At 56.0% G+C, this 14,363-nt stretch carries 19 protein-coding genes, 1 tRNA gene and 1 other RNA gene; 16 read left to right on the forward strand and 5 right to left on the reverse strand.

Annotated elements, in window-relative coordinates:
* Window positions 1-43 precede the first annotated feature (43 nt).
* The 9 genes from GS632_RS05295 (at window position 44) to GS632_RS05335 (ending at window position 6,990) form a co-directional block, all read left to right on the forward strand.
* Complete coding sequence (locus GS632_RS05295) at window positions 44-775, forward strand: FadR/GntR family transcriptional regulator (protein ID WP_171173886.1); 732 nt, start codon at window positions 44-46, stop codon at window positions 773-775.
* A gap of 117 nt (window positions 776-892) precedes the next feature.
* Entirely contained in the window at window positions 893-2,293 is a 1,401-nt protein-coding gene (locus GS632_RS05300) for a selenium-binding protein SBP56-related protein (protein ID WP_171173884.1), read from the forward strand.
* Window positions 2,294-2,306: 13 nt separating this feature from the next.
* Complete coding sequence (locus GS632_RS05305; protein WP_171237618.1) at window positions 2,307-2,960, forward strand: hypothetical protein; 654 nt, start codon at window positions 2,307-2,309, stop codon at window positions 2,958-2,960.
* Window positions 2,961-3,019: 59 nt separating this feature from the next.
* Window positions 3,020-3,670 carry a TenA family protein gene (locus tag GS632_RS05310; RefSeq protein ID WP_171237619.1) on the forward strand — a complete coding sequence of 217 codons (651 nt, stop codon included), beginning with the start codon at window positions 3,020-3,022 and terminating at the stop codon, window positions 3,668-3,670.
* Between the two features lie 17 nt (window positions 3,671-3,687).
* Window positions 3,688-4,050, forward strand: a complete 363-nt coding sequence (locus GS632_RS05315; protein WP_171173878.1) for a DUF4345 family protein — start codon at window positions 3,688-3,690, stop codon at window positions 4,048-4,050.
* Between the two features lie 36 nt (window positions 4,051-4,086).
* Window positions 4,087-4,434, forward strand: a transfer-messenger RNA (tmRNA) gene (gene ssrA, locus GS632_RS05320).
* A gap of 100 nt (window positions 4,435-4,534) precedes the next feature.
* Window positions 4,535-4,966 carry an ester cyclase gene (locus GS632_RS05325; protein WP_171173876.1) on the forward strand — a complete coding sequence of 144 codons (432 nt, stop codon included), beginning with the start codon at window positions 4,535-4,537 and terminating at the stop codon, window positions 4,964-4,966.
* Between the two features lie 235 nt (window positions 4,967-5,201).
* Entirely contained in the window at window positions 5,202-6,455 is a 1,254-nt protein-coding gene (gene chrA, locus GS632_RS05330; protein WP_171237841.1) for a chromate efflux transporter, read from the forward strand.
* A 76-nt stretch (window positions 6,456-6,531) separates the two neighbouring features.
* Window positions 6,532-6,990 carry an SspB family protein gene (locus GS632_RS05335; protein ID WP_171173874.1) on the forward strand — a complete coding sequence of 153 codons (459 nt, stop codon included), beginning with the start codon at window positions 6,532-6,534 and terminating at the stop codon, window positions 6,988-6,990.
* Window positions 6,991-7,014: 24 nt separating this feature from the next.
* Here the strand turns inward: GS632_RS05335 and GS632_RS05340 are convergent, their stop codons facing one another.
* Complete coding sequence (locus GS632_RS05340; RefSeq protein WP_171173872.1) at window positions 7,015-7,578, reverse strand: hypothetical protein; 564 nt, start codon at window positions 7,576-7,578, stop codon at window positions 7,015-7,017.
* A 206-nt stretch (window positions 7,579-7,784) separates the two neighbouring features.
* On the opposite strand from GS632_RS05340, the gene fumC reads away from it, so the two are divergent.
* From fumC to GS632_RS05355, 3 genes are read left to right on the forward strand one after another with little or no spacing between them, the layout of a single operon-like run.
* On the forward strand, window positions 7,785-9,179 hold the full coding sequence (gene fumC / locus GS632_RS05345; protein ID WP_171721435.1) for a class II fumarate hydratase: 1,395 nt from the start codon (window positions 7,785-7,787) through the stop codon (window positions 9,177-9,179).
* Complete coding sequence (locus tag GS632_RS05350; RefSeq protein WP_171173868.1) at window positions 9,179-9,355, forward strand: DUF4169 family protein; 177 nt, start codon at window positions 9,179-9,181, stop codon at window positions 9,353-9,355. The genes fumC and GS632_RS05350 overlap by 1 nt, the downstream gene beginning before the upstream one ends.
* Entirely contained in the window at window positions 9,352-9,573 is a 222-nt protein-coding gene (locus GS632_RS05355; protein WP_171237621.1) for a ribbon-helix-helix domain-containing protein, read from the forward strand. Before GS632_RS05350 ends, GS632_RS05355 begins: the two co-directional genes overlap by 4 nt.
* Before the next feature lie 286 nt (window positions 9,574-9,859).
* Here GS632_RS05355 and GS632_RS05360 read toward each other — a convergent pair.
* Window positions 9,860-9,945, reverse strand: a tRNA-Leu gene (locus tag GS632_RS05360).
* 148 nt (window positions 9,946-10,093) lie between these two features.
* Between GS632_RS05360 and GS632_RS05365 the strand changes: the two genes are divergently transcribed.
* Window positions 10,094-10,672, forward strand: coding sequence for a YqaA family protein (locus GS632_RS05365; RefSeq protein WP_171090199.1), 579 nt, complete (start codon window positions 10,094-10,096; stop codon window positions 10,670-10,672).
* Window positions 10,669-11,136 carry a disulfide bond formation protein B gene (locus GS632_RS05370; protein WP_171237622.1) on the forward strand — a complete coding sequence of 156 codons (468 nt, stop codon included), beginning with the start codon at window positions 10,669-10,671 and terminating at the stop codon, window positions 11,134-11,136. The genes GS632_RS05365 and GS632_RS05370 overlap by 4 nt, the downstream gene beginning before the upstream one ends.
* On the opposite strand, the gene GS632_RS05375 is transcribed toward GS632_RS05370, so the two are convergent.
* Window positions 11,133-11,720 carry an HNH endonuclease gene (locus GS632_RS05375; RefSeq protein WP_171090203.1) on the reverse strand — a complete coding sequence of 196 codons (588 nt, stop codon included), beginning with the start codon at window positions 11,718-11,720 and terminating at the stop codon, window positions 11,133-11,135. The two genes, GS632_RS05370 and GS632_RS05375, sit on opposite strands and share 4 nt — an antisense overlap.
* A 213-nt stretch (window positions 11,721-11,933) precedes the next feature.
* Between GS632_RS05375 and GS632_RS05380 the strand changes: the two genes are divergently transcribed.
* Complete coding sequence (locus GS632_RS05380; RefSeq protein ID WP_171234570.1) at window positions 11,934-12,539, forward strand: rRNA large subunit pseudouridine synthase E; 606 nt, start codon at window positions 11,934-11,936, stop codon at window positions 12,537-12,539.
* A 32-nt stretch (window positions 12,540-12,571) separates the two neighbouring features.
* Window positions 12,572-12,997 carry a VOC family protein gene (locus tag GS632_RS05385; protein ID WP_171721436.1) on the forward strand — a complete coding sequence of 142 codons (426 nt, stop codon included), beginning with the start codon at window positions 12,572-12,574 and terminating at the stop codon, window positions 12,995-12,997.
* Window positions 12,998-13,042: 45 nt separating this feature from the next.
* Here GS632_RS05385 and GS632_RS05390 read toward each other — a convergent pair whose 3' ends face one another.
* Together GS632_RS05390 and GS632_RS05395 are read right to left on the reverse strand one after the other, a co-directional pair.
* On the reverse strand, window positions 13,043-13,708 hold the full coding sequence (locus GS632_RS05390) for an alpha/beta hydrolase (RefSeq protein ID WP_171237624.1): 666 nt from the start codon (window positions 13,706-13,708) through the stop codon (window positions 13,043-13,045).
* Window positions 13,705-14,337, reverse strand: coding sequence for a DNA-3-methyladenine glycosylase (locus GS632_RS05395; protein ID WP_171721522.1), 633 nt, complete (start codon window positions 14,335-14,337; stop codon window positions 13,705-13,707). The genes GS632_RS05390 and GS632_RS05395 overlap by 4 nt, the downstream gene beginning before the upstream one ends.
* Between the last annotated feature and the right edge of the window lie 26 nt (window positions 14,338-14,363).

Below are 14,363 nucleotides of genomic sequence, written 5' to 3' on the forward strand. Positions count from 1 at the left end.
TTAAATGTCAGACAAATAAAAATTTGCCCAAGGTCCTCTGAACATGAAAGCCGCCCCCCGAAAAACCGCTGACCTGTCCGCCCAGATCGCTCAAGCCATTCGGGATGCGATTGTGTCGGGTGAGCTTATCGGGGACGCCCGCTTGCCGTCAGAGGCTGAGTTGTCCGATCAGTTTCAGGTCTCGCGCCCTACCGTGCGAGAAGCGTTAAAACGGCTGGCGGCTCAGTCTTTGATCCGCACACAACGTGGCGCATCGGGTGGCGCGTTTGTAAACCGTTTGAGTTTTGAGGACGCCTATTCACAGCAAGTTACAACCTCGACCCTGTTGCTATCGATGAACGCCGTCAGCTTCGATACCGCATGCGAGGCGCGCTATGCACTGGAAAGGGCCTGTGCGCCTTTGTCCGCCCAGCGACGCACAGCGGATCAACTGGCCACCATGCGGGCGGAGATCTTTCGCCAGTCGCAACCTGGCCTTACGGATGAAGCGTTTTGCGCCTCGGATGTCACATTCCACCGTGCGTTGGTGGATGGTGCGGAAAATCCCGTTTTGTCTTACCAACTGGCCGGAGCTGTAGAAGCGATGCAACCGTTGATGAACATGATCACATTCACCGCGCGGTCTCGAGAGGCGATAATAGGACTGCATACAAGAATAGTGGACGCGCTTGAGGCCCAGAATGCGGATGCCGTAGACGCCGCGTTGGTGGATCTGGAGCATTACACCCGACAACTGGCCCAGGACGTGGCCGATCGCAAACGTAAACCGGCCTAAAGGCCAAACTTGCAACGCAACCTGAACGAAAGGCAGACGAGCAGGTAGAATGTCACCCGGCGACAAGACCGGAACTCTCAATATGAATTGAAGACCAATGACTTACGGGAGGACGTTATGAATACAAGACCGGACCCAACCTTTTATCCATCCGCCAAACTGGCAATGGAGGGCCCCACCGAAACGCTTGCTTTCACCTTGATGCTAAGCCCTGATTTTTCGCAACCAGACGGGCTGGCGGTTGTGAATGTCGATCCGACATCTGACGACTTCGGAAAGATCGTGCATCAGGTAATAATGCCTGAGAAAGGTGATGAGTTTCACCATTTCGGTTGGAATGCATGTTCGTCCGCCCTTTCGCCGCTGACCGGGCACGCGTTTCTAGAGCGACGTTATCTAATCATCCCCGGCATTCGGTCCAGCAGGATTTACGTCATTGACGTCAAAAACCCGCTTGAGGCGAAGATCCACAAGATTATCGAACCCGAAGAAGTCTTTGCAAAGACTGGATATTCACGCCCGCATACGATCCATTGCGGGCCTGAGGGCATCTATGTCAGTACTCTGGGCGGCGGTGGCGCGGATGGTACCGACGGACCTCCGGGCATCTTCATTATGGATTGCGAAAGCTTCGAGATCATCGGGCGTTATGAGATCGAGCGTGGCGTGCAGGACAAGCACTATGATTTCTGGTGGAATCTACCGCGCGACTACATGGTCAGTTCCGAATGGGGTCTGCCGCCGCAATTCGAGAACGGTATCGTGGCTGAGGACCTGCTGTCGAATAAATACGGCCATCGCATACATTTCTGGAACCTGCGCAACCGGACCAATATCCAAACCATCGATCTGGGAGAAAATCACCAGATGGCGCTGGAAATCCGCCCGGCCCATGATCCGATCAAGCAATACGGGTTCTGCGGGGTTGTTGTCGATACCACCAATCTGCAAGGTGCGATCTTTACATGGTGGCGCAATGACGACGGCACATTCGAGGCCAAGAAAACCATTACAATCGATCCGCAACCGGCCGACCCGGACGATCTGCCAGACCTGCTCAAGGGTTTTTCAGCTGTTCCGCCATTGGTCACCGATATCGACCTAAGTCTCGACGACAAATACCTCTATGTTGCTTGCTGGGGTACCGGAGAGATGCACCAATATGATGTCTCGGACCCAATGAACCCGACTCTGGCTGGCAAAGTAGAGATTGGTGGTATCGTCAAGAAAACCAAGCACCCGAACGGTCAGGATTTCGGCTATGGTCCGCAAATGGTTGAAATCAGCCGTGACGGAAAACGCGTCTACTGGACCAATTCGCTTTATTCCACATGGGATGATCAGTTCTATCCGGGCGAGCGCGGCGCGGCGATGGTCAAGGCTGATGTTGGAGAGAACGGAGGGCTGACGCTGGATCCGAATTTCTGGGTGGAGTTCCCCAAAGGCTATCGCAGCCATCAGATAAGGTTAGAGGGCGGAGACTGTTCAACCGACAGCTTCTGTTACCCGTCGGTCTGAATTGGAGGTCTTGATGACATCAACGGCTGGCCTCTGGCTGGCCGTTGTTCTCAGCGGCGCCTATCACGGGTTGAATCCGGGCATGGGCTGGCCGCTGGCTGTTTCTTCCGCCTTGATGGAGCAACGCCCGTCTGCGCTCTGGCAAGCGCTGGCGGCTTTGGCAGGCGGGCATTTTGTGGCCATGCTGGGGGTCTTGCTGCCTTTCGCCCTGATGGCGGTTCTGGTCGACTATCAGAAAGAAATCCGAATTGGTGCCGCGTTGATCGTGATCGGGATGGGTTTATACATCGCGATCACCCGTCGTCACCCCCGTTTCCTGTCACGGATTCCCCCCAGCAAGCTGGCTCTTTGGTCCTTCCTTGTGGCCCTCGCGCATGGGGCCGCGCTTATGCTGGTTCCAATCTATCTGGGGCTGTGTGCCGTAGATGAACTGGATGCTGGCCATCAAGCGATTTCTCAGATCATGACAACAAACACCCTGCTGGTTCTGGGCGTCGCCGCGCTGCACACTGCTGCCATGGTTCTGGGCGGCGGTCTGCTGGCCTTTGCTGTCTATTGCTGGCTGGGCCTGCAGGTTCTGTCGCGCAGTTGGTTTAACCTCGAACTCATCTGGGCGATAAGTCTGATATTGGTGGGCGGTCTTGGTCTTTGGTCGGCGCTTGGTTGATCTTGTACTTTGATTTGAAACGCGCTTTGTCTGCGGAAAGACAAATACGGAGCTTCCGAATGCAGGACCAAACCCGCCCAACCGAAATGCTGCGTCTCGGCAGAAGTGACGATTGGCAAGCCGCCACCACCCATGCCTTTACGCGCGAACTGTCGGACGGCACCCTGCCCGAGGACAAGATGCGCTGGTACCTTCTGCAGGATTATCAGTTCGTCGACGGCTTTGTGCGCCTGCTTGCAAGTGCAATTGCGCATGCCCCGACCCTGGGCGACAGCGTGCCTGCCGCTCAGTTTCTCGCGGTGATCACAGGCCCCGAGAACACTTATTTCCTGCGTGCGATGGAGGCTTTGGGCACAGAACCCAGCACCCAGCCTGCCCCTGCCACACGGGCGTTTCAGGACCTGATGGCCGAGGCCGTGGCCTCGGGCCGTTATCAGAACATGCTGGCGGTGCTGGTCGTTGCAGAATGGGTTTACCTTAGCTGGGCCAGCCCGGAAAACCCACCCAAAGACGACCTGCCCTTCTGGTTTGCCGAATGGATCACGCTACATGCAGGTGAAGGATTCGAAAGCGTGGTCGAATACCTGCGTGGACAGCTGGATAAGGTTTGGCAAACGCTGAATACGGCAGAACAGGCCGAGGTCACGCGTTTGTTCCATCGTGCGGTCGAACTGGAACGCGATTTCTTCGACGCCGCCTACGCGGCCTGAATCACAAGGGGGCTGGTATGGTCACAACATTGAACGTCATCGCTGCCTTGCTGACCGTTGGGTTCGGCGCGTTTGGATTTCTGGCCCCGGCCCACACTGCGTCGGCCCTTGATCTGGCCCCGACCAACAGCACGATGGGCTTATCTGAGATGCGCGCCTCGGTCGGAGGGCTGTTTGTCGTCACCGGACTTGCCGTGATCTGGCTGAATAACCCGATGGCCTATGTGATGCTGGGCGTTGTTTATGCTGGGGCGGCATTGGGCCGGTTCGTGTCGATTGCACTTGATAACCCACCTCTGACCAAGGCGTTGATCTTTGGGGGAATCGAGCTGGTTCTAGCCGTTTGGCTGATAGCTGCAAACATTAACAAGACAACTTAACCAATTGGGGTTACTACATAGATCTGGATGCAATCGGAGTTTGCATCTCTCCATCTCCTCACCTATATATGGGATGTCCTTCGGGACTATGGACATAAACGCGCTCGTAATAAGCGGATCGGACCCGGGGGCGGTACCCGGCGGCTCCACCAACCATCCTTCGTTTGGGGATTTTGGGGCCGAAATAGGATCGACGAACGTCTAAAGGGGTTAGCTTTGTCTCGGCTGTCTGCCACCGTTATCGGCGAAACTAGTACAATTGCAAACGACAATCGTGCTCCGGTTGCAGTTGCTGCGTAAGCAGTAACAAGACCGAAATCTAAGCCCTTGCGCCTAGCCGCGTAAGGCGGGGTTCGCAGGTACCTGGCAACAGAAACCTGCATTATTCCCCGAAATGTCTGACGTTATTTCCCTTTTTAGGGCGCATTCAGAGTTTGTTCATTTCTGAGTGTCATCGTGCCCTCACTTGGACAGGAGAGCTGGAATGACAAATTCAGAGATACTCAGAAAGTGGTATTCCGAAGTTTGGGAACACGGAAACACCGAGGCAATCGATCAGTATTTTGCACCTGAAACAATGGCCGAAGGGTTGATTCCCGAAATGCAGGTCGGGGCTGATGACTTCCGCGATCTGGTCACTGCTTTCCGCCATATTCTGGGCGACATCAAGGTCGAGCTGCCCAAGATCATTGAAAATGGGGATTGGGTGTCAGCCATTTTGAATGTTCGCACTTTCCGCGCCGATAACGGCGCGCCTTTGGAGGTCACCGGTCAGGTGATGGCTCGGTTCAAAGGCGACAAGATGGTTGAAGCCTATAATCACTTTGATTTCATCTCGTTCTTTGAAGAGTTGGGCCAGTTCCCATCCGACACCCTGCCCGTGTGCATGACAGGGCAGCGTCTGGACTGGGCCTGACCCCAAACCAATCTTGACCCCAATCGCGCTTGCACGTTAGCAAGCGCCATGGGGTCCAAGTGCGAACACCCAAGGCGGTGCCGCAAGTTTCGCATCTTTCGACACTTGCAGGATTTCATGTTGTGACTTGGCCGCCCGATACTACACAGCAGATCCCGATAGCCTTGAGTGTTTTCAACGGCTCCAGTTTCGGGATCGGGTCAAAGATTTCGGATCTTGCGACGTGAGCAAGACCATGACGCCGTCGATTAAAGACCTCATCCGGGTTTTTGGCAGGATCGGGCTGCTGTCCTTTGGGGGTCCGGCTGCGCAAATATCCCTGATGCATCAGGAACTTGTCGAGCGCCGACCATGGCTTGATGAACAGACCTACCTGCGCGCCCTGTCACTTTGCATGTTGCTACCGGGTCCGGAGGCGATGCAACTGGCCACCTATGCCGGTTGGCGCCTGCGCGGCGTAACAGGCGGGCTGATCGCCGGCAGTTTGTTTGTCTTGCCCGGCGCTTTGGTTATTGCGGTATTGGTCGCGCTATATTCCACGTTTGGCGATGTTCCGTTGGTCCAATCCGCCTTTGTTGGCATCAAAGCAACGGTTATTATGATCGTCTTGCAGGCGCTGCGCAATCTCTCGCGTAAAGCCTTAATGGACAAAGACCACCGCATAATCGCCGCACTGTCTTTCGCTTCCATTTTTCTGCTGAACCTGCCTTTTCCCTTGATCATTCTTGCCGCTGCGCTTTGGGGATATGCGACGTTTCGTGGCCCAACGGAACCGCCTGGCCCAGTTCAGCCATCGCACCTGAAACGATCACTCAAAACAGTTGCTATCTGGTTGCCGCTTTGGCTTGGACCATTGTTCGCGCTGACCCTCAGCGGGCATCAACTGCTCAGCGATTTGGGCTGGTTCTTTGCGCGACTGGCCGTCGTCACCTTTGGCGGCGCTTATGCGGTGCTGGCCTATATGACGCAGACGGTTGTGGATCAGTACCACTGGATCAGCACAGATCAAATGATCGACGGATTGGGTCTTGCGGAAACGACACCCGGCCCCCTGATCCTTGTCACCCAATTTGTTGCAATGCTTGCCGGTGAACTTAACGGAGGCTTCAGCTTGGCGTTGGCGGCCGGTGCAGTTGCGCTCTGGGCGACTTTTGCGCCCTGTTTTCTATGGATCTTCCTGGCCGCCCCGTATCTGGACCGGCTTGCCACGCGCCCGCGCCTGTCATCGGCCCTCAATGGCATCACCGCCGCTGTTGTCGGCGTGATTCTCAACCTTTCCGTGTGGTTCGCCCTGAACGTTCTATTCGAATCAGTGCCGAACATATCCTGGGGGCCGCTAGCAATACCTGCCCCACAGCTTTCCCAGTTAAATTTTGCTGCGTTGGGCTTAACCGCTCTGGCTGGGGTCTTGATATTTCGACTAAAATTGGGGATGGGCACGGTGTTGGCCCTGATGTCCATCGCTGGGCTGGCCGCACACAATATCTGATCAATCCGGTCATACCCGCTCTTTCGTTTCCGAACAAAAGCCCTATGCTGGGCATAACCACTTTTGAGGATCACACATGTCGCAAGGCATCGATTACGGCAACCTGATGCACTCCGCCATGCGCGGGCTTATCAAGAAAGTGCTGACAGATGTTTCCGAAACCGGATTACCCGGTGCACATCATTTCTTCATTACCTTCGACACGCGCGAGGACGGTGTGGATATCGCCGACTGGTTGCGCGAACGTTATCCGGAAGAAATGACGATTGTCATGCAGCATTGGTTCGAAAACCTCGAGGTTGGTGAGACCGGCTTTGCCATCACTCTGAATTTCGGTGATGCGCCCGAACCGCTTTATATCCCCTACGCCGCGATCAAGACGTTTGTTGACCCCTCTGTGGAGTTCGGCCTGCGCTTTGAGAGCCCTGAGGACGATATGGATGACGATCATATCGCAGAAGAGACGATTGAAGTCGAAGAAGAAGAACCACACCACGACGCAGACGTCGTGTCACTGGACAGCTTCCGCAAATAGACCTCAACCCCGCCACGCGCGGGGTTATTTCTTTTGTAGGAAAGTCTCGACCGACCGTGATTTCACACCTTCGATGAAACGAGAGAACGACAAGTTCAACCCGCCTTCTGCAAGCGTACGATCGTATTGCTGCAATTCGTACCCGCCATCCAAATCAATGAACAAGGAATAAACTGTCAACGTATCACCAACGATTCGACCCCAAACAAAAGGCTCCCCTTTCATCGGGTCCAACGGCACTTCGTGGCCAAACACATTGCGCTTCATTGCGGCTGAAAACAAATCCCCACGCCCCGAAGGCACAAAGTCGATTGAGAACTTTTGGTTCTTTACTCGCCCGTCCAGCTTATAGGTTGTGGTACGCCAGCTCACATTAAACCCGTCTTCGGTTTCGAAAATAGAAACGCTCATATCCCGCGGGGTAGAGGTGCCATCAGCATCCACAACGTTTGCAGACCCAATGTAATCCCCGACAAACGGCGCAATGTCCGCCGCGCGCGCGGACACGCTGAACACGGACAACCAAACCATGCACACCGCAAAGACCGCGACGGCTTTGGCTAGTGCAAATCTATGGAAATTTGGCATTTTGTCCTCCACGGGATTCACCTTTCTATTGTAGCTCAGAGGGGGCTGCGCACAATGGCACAATCCATCTCTTTCTCATTAAAGTGACGCACCCCGGCACCTATACCTTTGGTACGCCTGAGTTTAAGGTGCGCCCAACTGGCCGATTGCGTCATGGCTTTGCTGCGGCTAAACGGCATACAACTGCATACCAGACGGAGTGACAGATGTCTCAGACCCGCACCGAATCCGACAGCTTTGGCCCGCTAGAGGTCCCTGCCGACAAGTATTGGGGCGCACAAACGCAGCGTTCGATCATGAATTTCCCTATTGGCTGGGAAAAACAGCCCGTCGCTATCGTACGCGCGCTGGGCGTGATCAAAAAAGCCTGCGCCATGCAGAACAAGGCCATTGGCAAGCTGGACGCCAAGATCGCCGACGCAATCATCCAAGCCGCAGGTGAAGTGATCGAAGGCAAGTTTGATGACAATTTCCCGCTGGTCGTGTGGCAGACAGGCTCGGGCACGCAATCAAACATGAACTCCAACGAGGTCATTGCAAACCGCGCCATCGAAATTTTGGGTGGTTTGATTGGCTCAAAAGACCCGGTGCATCCGAACGATCACTGCAATATGGGTCAATCGTCGAACGACACCTTCCCCACCGCCATGCATGTGGCCACCGCGACCAGCGTGCGTGACGTGCTGCTTCCGGGTCTTGAAAAACTGGCCGCAGGACTGGAGCAGAAGGCCGAAGAGTTCAAAGACATCATCAAGATCGGTCGGACCCACACGCAGGACGCGACGCCTCTGACGCTGGGACAGGAATTCAGCGGTTACGCTCATCAAATCCGTCAGGGAATTGCCCGCGTTCACGCGGCGATGCCTGGGATTTACGAACTGGCGCAAGGCGGTACCGCTGTTGGCACAGGACTGAACACCCAGCACGGTTGGGGCGAGGCCGTCGCAGGCCACATGGCCGATATTACCGGCCTGCCCTTCGTCACCGCGCCAAACAAGTTCGAAGCATTGGCGGCCCATGACGCCATGGTCTTCCTGTCCGGTGCTTTGGCGACGATTGCAGGCAGCTGCTACAAAATCGCCAATGATATCCGTTTCCTGGGCTCCGGCCCGCGGTCGGGTCTGGGCGAATTGATCTTGCCCGAGAACGAACCCGGTTCGTCGATCATGCCCGGCAAGGTGAACCCGACACAGGCCGAAGCGTTGACCCAAGTCGCCGCCCACGTGATGGGCAACAACGCTGCGATGACTTTCGCAGGCAGCCAAGGTCATTTCGAGCTGAACGTCTACAACCCGATGATGTCCTACAACTTGCTGCAATCGATCCAACTGCTGGGTGATGCCTCTGACAGCTTTACCGAGCGGATGTTGATGGGAATCAAGGCCAACGAGCCACGCATAGACAAGCTGATGAAGGAATCGCTGATGCTGGTGACAGCGCTGGCACCGACTATCGGTTACGACAACGCCACCACCGTGGCCAAGACGGCGCATAAGAACGGCACAACCCTCAAGGAAGAAGCCATCGCGCTGGGCTTTGTGGACGAAGCAACCTTTGACGCCGTCGTCCGCCCCGAGCAGATGATTGGTCCAAAAGACTGATGGGCAAGCCGGTTAACCTGAACCGGTATCGTAAAGAAAAAGCGCGGGCTGAAAAGAAAGCCCGCGCGGATCAGAATGCTGTCGCTTTCGGACGCACCAAGGCCGAGAAGGAAATCGTCAAGTTCGAACGGGACAAGCTGAAGCGCGAACTCGACAAGCGCGAGTTAGACGAATGAGCGGCCGCCCAATCAAACGCTCTCTGACACTCAAGGGTCACCGAACATCCGTGTCGCTTGAAGATGAATTCTGGCGAGCTTTCCGCGACATAGCTGCTGAAAAAAGTATTCCGATCAATGTTTTGGCCGCTGAAATTGATGTTGAACGCGATCCTGAAACTGGCCTTGCTTCGGCCATTCGGGTGTTTGTTCTGAAATGGTATCAGAACAAGGTTTGAGGCATATGTCCGGCTTCGCCTTTGGCCATGAAGTTAAAAACATGCGGTGAACAATTGAAGCGCAGCGCCGTAATTGTTTCCCTTTTCCCCTGACTCGTTTTCTTGGACCGCTCAGATTTTAGGCGTTGAAGAAAACCACACCAAATCGTTGCCGCTTCGTTTTTTGCACTCAAGTTTTCGCAAGGCAGATCAATCGCGCGTTTCAAGGCAGCGCATCAAAAGCCATGACAACAAAGCGACGCAACTATCTGATCACGAGAAACAAATAGCAGGTTAAAAGAAAATGTGGTGCCCAAGGAGAGACTCGAACTCTCACGCCCGTGAAGGCGGGGGATTTTGAATCCCCTGCGTCTACCATTCCGCCACTTGGGCCACCGACACTGGATTAGCGCCCAAGCGCGGGAAGGTCCAGAGGCAAAAAACATCCCATATTCCATTTGTTTCAATCTGGGCGGTTGACGGTCCGTCAGGTGCATGGTTTGCCTTCTTGGGGCCGCTAAACGGGATTTGAGTACTGTATATGTTACGATCGCTTTATGACTGGACCATTCGTCTGGCCGAACACCCTCATGCCCTGTGGGCCTTGGCCATCGTCGCCTTTATCGAAAGCTCGTTTTTTCCGATTCCTCCTGACGTCCTGATGATTCCGATGATTCTAGCGCGTCCATCGCGCGCCTGGTTGATTGCGACCGTCGCGTTGGTGGCTTCGGTGTTGGGCGGGATGCTGGGATATGCGATTGGAGCGTTTTTCTATGAAAGCATCGGCCAGCCCATTCTGGAATCCATGGGCAAGGCGCACGCGATGGAAGAGTTCAACACGCGTTTCAACGATTTCGGCTTCTGGGCGGTGCTGGCCGCAGGCGTAACGCCCTTCCCCTACAAGGTCATCACCATCATGTCCGGCTGGACCGGAATGCCGCTGGGCACCTTCATCGCCACATCGATTCTGGCGCGTGCCATGCGATTCTTTCTGGTTGCCGGCCTGCTTTGGGGCTTTGGCGAACCGATCCGGGACTTTATCGAAAAGCGTCTGGGTCTTATGTTCACGCTGTTCATCATCCTACTCTTTGGCGGGTTCGTGGCGGTTAAATATTTATGACAAAACAATCCCGACTTGTGGCTCTGGCCACGATTGGCTCAGCAGCCCTTTTATTGGCGGCGTTCGGCTTTCAGCATTTGGGCGGGCTTGCACCGTGCAAGATGTGCATCTGGCAGCGCTACCCGCACGCAGTGGCTATCGCGATCGGTGCGGTCGCGCTGGCATTGCCAAGATTTAGTATCCTGCCGTTGCTGGGTGCAGCTGCGGCTGCAACAACCGCGGCCATCGGCGTTTTTCACGCTGGCGTCGAACAAGGCTGGTGGGAAGGCCCCAGCAGCTGCACCTCGGGCGATATCAGCGGGCTGAGCACCGATGACCTGTTCGATCAGATCATGAACGCGCCGCTGGTGCGATGCGACGATATTCCGTGGGAGATGTTCGGTATCTCGATGGCAGGGTGGAACGCCATCGCTTCGGCAGTGCTGATGCTGATCTGGATCGCGGCCTGGCGGGCACGCGCTTAAAACTCGTCCAGTTCCGCATCCCAATACAGGAAGTCGATCCAGCTTTCGTGCAGGTGGTTGGGCGGGAACTTCCGACCGATATTGCGCAGAGCCTCAGCATCAGGCTGACGCGGCGGTTTGCGCAATGTCATCCCCGCCTGACGCAGCGATTTGGACCCTTTGCGCAGATTGCACGGGCTGCATGCTGCCACCACGTTCTGCCAGCTGGTCACGCCGCCTGCCGCGCGTGGGACCACGTGGTCAAATGTCAGGTTATCGCGGCTGCCGCAGTACTGGCAGCGGAATTCATCCCGCAAAAATAAATTAAAGCGCGTGAAGGCCACGCGCTTTCTGGGTTTTACATAGTCTTTCAAAACAACGACCGAGGGTATTCGGATCTCGGTGCTCGGGCTTCGGACGACCTCGTCATATTCGGCCACGATGTCGACCCGATCCAGCCAGGCCGCTTTGATCGCCTCTTGCCAGGGCCACAATGACAGCGGGTAGTAGGACAAGGGGCGGTAATCGGCGTTCAAAACCAGGGCCGGGTGTTGTTTGAGCATACCCGGCTCTCTTACAAATTCGGTCCTGAAATCTCCGTCCATCACAGAATCGCTCCTCGCTCTCGGCTGCCCGTTTGTGACACCAGAGCGGAGAGCACCCGCCCCGGCCTTAAGATAACTATATATCGTGTTAAAACTCTGACAAGCCCTGATTTTCCACAATATGTCGCAGACTGGGTAAGCCGAATCTGTGACAGTCACATGACAGTTATCCACAACTTGCACCGGGTGCGTCCTTCGGGCTATGGGCGGGTCATGTCTTGGTTCATTCGCTTCAACAAACCATATGACGTGCTGCCGCAGTTTACCGACCGCGCCGATGCCGAAAGCCCGCGCAGCACGCTGTCCGATTTCATCGACCTGCCTGGCGTTTATCCCGCTGGTCGTTTGGATCGTGACAGCGAAGGTTTGATGCTGCTGACTGATCACGGAAAACTGCAGGCTCAGATATCAGATCCAAAGCACAAGATGGCAAAGACCTATTGGGTTCAGGTCGAAGGCATCCCTGATGAGGCCGCCTTGAAAGCGTTACGGAACGGGGTTGAGTTGAAGGACGGCCAGACGCGCCCCGCAAAGGTACGGCAGATTGATGAGCCCGAGGGGCTCTGGCCTCGCATCCCACCTATCCGGGAACGAAAAAGCGTACCCGACAGTTGGCTGGAACTGACCATCCGAGAGGGCAAGAACCGGCAGGTGCGGCGCATGACGGCGGCAGTGGGTCTGCCAACCCTGCGCCTGATCCGCTATCGTATCGGAGACTGGACACTGGATGATCTGGGGCCCGGTCAATGGGACAGCCTGCCGATGCCCACCTTGAACACCGCTCCGCAACGCAAACGTGACCGACGTCCGCGCCGGTGACAAAACCCGCCCTTTTCTGTTATACTTGGGGCATGAAACTCACGCCAGATATCCCGGCCCCTTCGGCCATTCTGGAGGCCGCGCTTTACGCAGACAATCTGGATGCGGCGGAACAGTTTTATAGCGAGGTTTTAGGGCTTGAGCGTATTCAGTGCATCAACAACCGCCATGTATTTTACCGCATCGGCGGATCTGTTCTGCTTATCTTTAACCCCAACCAAACAGAACAGCCGCCCCTCAACCCTGACATGCCTGTCCCACCTCATGGTGCGCGCGGCCCCGGACATGTGTGTCTTGTTTTGTCACGCGATGAAATCACAGTGATGCGCAAACACCTGCTGGATTGGAACATCCCCGTGGATGCCGAGTTTGACTGGCCCGGCGGTGCACGGTCTTTGTACGTGCGCGACCCGGCGGCAAACTCGATCGAGTTTGCCGAAGCGCATCTTTGGTCTTGATCTTGCACGGAACACCAAGGCGTTCCGCTGATCTGGATGGTAAAGTTAAAGGCTCAGCTTGTCGCGCATGAAAGCCAGCGCGACGCTCAAACCATCGGGGGCAATGCCATGGCCGGTGCCTTTCATGACATGCGCGTATATCTCTTTGAAATCCGAAGCCTGCAGGGCTTCAGCGGCCTCGGGCAGCGATTGCGGTGGCACGACGTCGTCCGCATCACCATGCACAAGCAGGACCGGCATCCGGCTGACAGTTTCGTCGGGCAGAAGATCGGGTTCCAACAACCGGCCAGAAAAGGCGACGATCCCAGCCACGGGGTCTTCGCGGCGCGGCGCAACGTGCAGGCTCATCATAGTGCCCTGGCTGAAGCCAAACAGCACAACCTGCTCGGGCAGTACATCTTCGTCCACCATCAGGGCGTCCAGAAAGGCGTTGAAGTCCTCAACCGCCATTTCCATACCCCGGCGCGACTCTTCTTCGGACGACCCATCGATCCAAGGAATCGGGAACCACTGAAAGCCGTTCGGCATCCCCGGAATCTGCTCGGGTGCATCTGGGGCTACAAACAGAGTATCGGGCAAATGCTCGCCCAACGGATCGGCCAACCCCAGCAGGTCGGCGCCGTTTGCGCCATAGCCATGCACGAACACCACGACTGATCGCGTGTCACCCGAAACAGGCTCTTTCCTCAGCGCATTCAAAACCCGTGTCATCTGATCCCTTCTCTTTGTTTATCAACCCGGTAATAGGCCCACAGCACCCGCGCCGCAACCGAGCGCCACGGCGACCACGCTTCGGCCATTTGGCGCAGTTCCTTGTCCGTCGGGCGTTTGGGCAGGTCATAGAGGACACGCGCGGCCTCTTGCAGCGCCAGATCACCGGGTGCGATCACGTCGGCGCGGCCCAGGGAAAACATCGCATAAATCTCGGCCGTCCAGACGCCGATCCCGGACACCTGCGTCAAAGTTTTAACCACCTCGTCGTCAGGCGCGTCGCGCAATGCTTTGAAGTCAATGCGCGCCTCAGCCAACGCCCGTGCATAGCGGATCTTCTGACGGCTTAGACCCACGGCGCGCAGATCTTCATCTGTGGCCCACATAATCTTGCGTGGACCGGTCAGTTTCGCGTCCTGCAACCGTTTCCAGATTGCACGCGCGGCAGCTACGCTGACCTGCTGGCTGACAATAGCGCTGAGCAGTTGTGCGAAACCATCGGGGCGGCGGCGCAGAGGCAAAGAGCCAGTTTGTTCGATGGCATAGGCCATGCGCGGGCAAGTTTGCGCCAGCCATTCGGCGCCTTCGGCCACGCAATCTGGCGTTTCGATGATGCGGCCTACGGACATGCGGCCTCCCTGCTCGGTGTTCATGG

Origin of the sequence: Ruegeria sp. HKCCD7296, from assembly GCF_013110775.1 — a bacterium.
In the GTDB taxonomy this organism is placed as follows: Bacteria; Pseudomonadota; Alphaproteobacteria; order Rhodobacterales; family Rhodobacteraceae; genus Ruegeria.

Excerpts from the sequence above, each read along its gene's own strand:
- GS632_RS05370 (WP_171237622.1), top strand. The coding sequence starts at position 10,669 with ATGACAAAACAATCCCGACTTGTGGCTCTGGCCACGATTGGCTCAGCA.
- GS632_RS05350 (WP_171173868.1), top strand. The coding sequence starts at position 9,179 with ATGGGCAAGCCGGTTAACCTGAACCGGTATCGTAAAGAAAAAGCGCGG.
- GS632_RS05385 (WP_171721436.1), top strand. The coding sequence starts at position 12,572 with ATGAAACTCACGCCAGATATCCCGGCCCCTTCGGCCATTCTGGAGGCC.
- GS632_RS05340 (WP_171173872.1), bottom strand. The coding sequence starts at position 7,578 with ATGCCAAATTTCCATAGATTTGCACTAGCCAAAGCCGTCGCGGTCTTT.
- GS632_RS05355 (WP_171237621.1), top strand. The coding sequence starts at position 9,352 with ATGAGCGGCCGCCCAATCAAACGCTCTCTGACACTCAAGGGTCACCGA.
- GS632_RS05375 (WP_171090203.1), bottom strand. The coding sequence starts at position 11,720 with ATGGACGGAGATTTCAGGACCGAATTTGTAAGAGAGCCGGGTATGCTC.
- GS632_RS05315 (WP_171173878.1), top strand. The coding sequence starts at position 3,688 with ATGGTCACAACATTGAACGTCATCGCTGCCTTGCTGACCGTTGGGTTC.
- GS632_RS05380 (WP_171234570.1), top strand. The coding sequence starts at position 11,934 with ATGTCTTGGTTCATTCGCTTCAACAAACCATATGACGTGCTGCCGCAG.
- fumC (WP_171721435.1), top strand. The coding sequence starts at position 7,785 with ATGTCTCAGACCCGCACCGAATCCGACAGCTTTGGCCCGCTAGAGGTC.
- GS632_RS05365 (WP_171090199.1), top strand. The coding sequence starts at position 10,094 with ATGTTACGATCGCTTTATGACTGGACCATTCGTCTGGCCGAACACCCT.
- GS632_RS05310 (WP_171237619.1), top strand. The coding sequence starts at position 3,020 with ATGCAGGACCAAACCCGCCCAACCGAAATGCTGCGTCTCGGCAGAAGT.
- GS632_RS05305 (WP_171237618.1), top strand. The coding sequence starts at position 2,307 with ATGACATCAACGGCTGGCCTCTGGCTGGCCGTTGTTCTCAGCGGCGCC.
- GS632_RS05390 (WP_171237624.1), bottom strand. The coding sequence starts at position 13,708 with ATGACACGGGTTTTGAATGCGCTGAGGAAAGAGCCTGTTTCGGGTGAC.
- GS632_RS05335 (WP_171173874.1), top strand. The coding sequence starts at position 6,532 with ATGTCGCAAGGCATCGATTACGGCAACCTGATGCACTCCGCCATGCGC.
- chrA (WP_171237841.1), top strand. The coding sequence starts at position 5,202 with ATGACGCCGTCGATTAAAGACCTCATCCGGGTTTTTGGCAGGATCGGG.
- GS632_RS05395 (WP_171721522.1), bottom strand. The coding sequence starts at position 14,337 with ATGTCCGTAGGCCGCATCATCGAAACGCCAGATTGCGTGGCCGAAGGC.
- GS632_RS05325 (WP_171173876.1), top strand. The coding sequence starts at position 4,535 with ATGACAAATTCAGAGATACTCAGAAAGTGGTATTCCGAAGTTTGGGAA.
- GS632_RS05300 (WP_171173884.1), top strand. The coding sequence starts at position 893 with ATGAATACAAGACCGGACCCAACCTTTTATCCATCCGCCAAACTGGCA.
- GS632_RS05295 (WP_171173886.1), top strand. The coding sequence starts at position 44 with ATGAAAGCCGCCCCCCGAAAAACCGCTGACCTGTCCGCCCAGATCGCT.